The 1190-nt window shown below is 73.8% G+C and carries 1 protein-coding gene and 1 pseudogene; one reads left to right on the plus strand and one right to left on the minus strand.

The window, feature by feature from the left end:
* A partial coding sequence (locus AC27KI_RS25295) for an arginase family protein (RefSeq protein WP_487116548.1) occupies positions 1 to 888 on the plus strand: 888 nt, incomplete at its 5' end.
* Here AC27KI_RS25295 and AC27KI_RS25300 read toward each other — a convergent pair.
* Positions 845 to 1190, minus strand: a pseudogene (locus tag AC27KI_RS25300) (hypothetical protein); the annotation flags it as partial. The gene AC27KI_RS25295 and the pseudogene AC27KI_RS25300 sit on opposite strands and share 44 nt — an antisense overlap.

Genomic DNA, 1190 nt, shown 5'->3' on the forward strand with positions numbered 1-1190 from the left:
GTCGTGCTCGACCTCGACGGCGCCGTCGGGGCGCTGCCGGACGAGCGGCGCATCGATCTGGCGCAGGACTGGCACGAGGCGCTGCGGTTCGGCTGCGGCCTGGCCCGCATCCGGGCCTTCGGCGGCCTGCTCGACGCCCGGCTGCCGGCCTTTGACCGCCACGGCCCGGTCTTCATGGGCAGTGGCGATTTCCACCACCTGAGCTGGCCGCTGATCGCCCGCTGCATCGCCGCGCGCGGGCACACCGCCGCGCGGCCCCTGCGCGTGGTGGTGCTGGACAACCACCCGGACAACATGCGCTTTCCGTTCGGCGTGCACTGCGGCTCGTGGGTGCGCCGCGTGGCGATGCTGCCGCAGGTGTCGCACGTGCACGTGGTCGGCATCACCTCGGGCGACATCGGCCTGCGCCACGCTTGGGAGAACTACCTCGCGCCGTTGCGGGCCGGCCGGCTCACCTACTGGAGCGTGGGGGTGGATACGCGCTGGGCGCGCTGGCTGGGCCTGCAGGCGCGGTTTCGCAGCCTGCCCGATGCCGACGCGCTCGCCGCCACGCTGTACCGCGTGCTCTCGGCCCACCGCCAGCCCACCTACCTCAGCATCGACAAGGACGCGTTCTCGCCCTCGGTCGTGCGCACCAACTGGGACCAGGGCGTCCTGGGCGCGCACCACGGCGCCGCCCTGATCTCCGCACTGCGCGGGCAGCTCGTGGGCAGCGACGTGACGGGCGAGGTGTCCGTGCACCGCTACCGCACGGCGTGGAAGCGGTGGCTCAGTGCGGGCGACGGGCAGGACACGGCCCAGGCCGACGCGGCGCTGCCGCAGTGGCAGGCGCAGCAGGCGGCGTTCAATCGGGTGCTGCTGGGGCAGCTGGCGATGGCGGCGGATTGAACGGCGCGCGGGGCTGAGTCCGCACCGCCTGCGCCAGCGTGGCGCAGACCCGCTCGAAGCCCGCGTCGTCCAGCCAGGGGCTGTTGCTGATGGACAGCACCTGCGTGGCGAATCGCCGGGCCTGGGGCAGCCCTGCCACGCGGTCTTCCGCCGAAACGAGGTGGGCGTAGCGCCCGTAGTCGGGCAGCACATGCACGAAAGGCACGCCCACGCCCAGGCCGGCACCCCACAGGGACTCCAGCGTCGGCCTCGCGGGCCGCGGCGTGGGGCAGCAGCACCAGCAGGGTGGGCCAGGTGCCCTG

This window comes from Acidovorax sp. KPB24-03 (genome assembly GCF_057546605.1).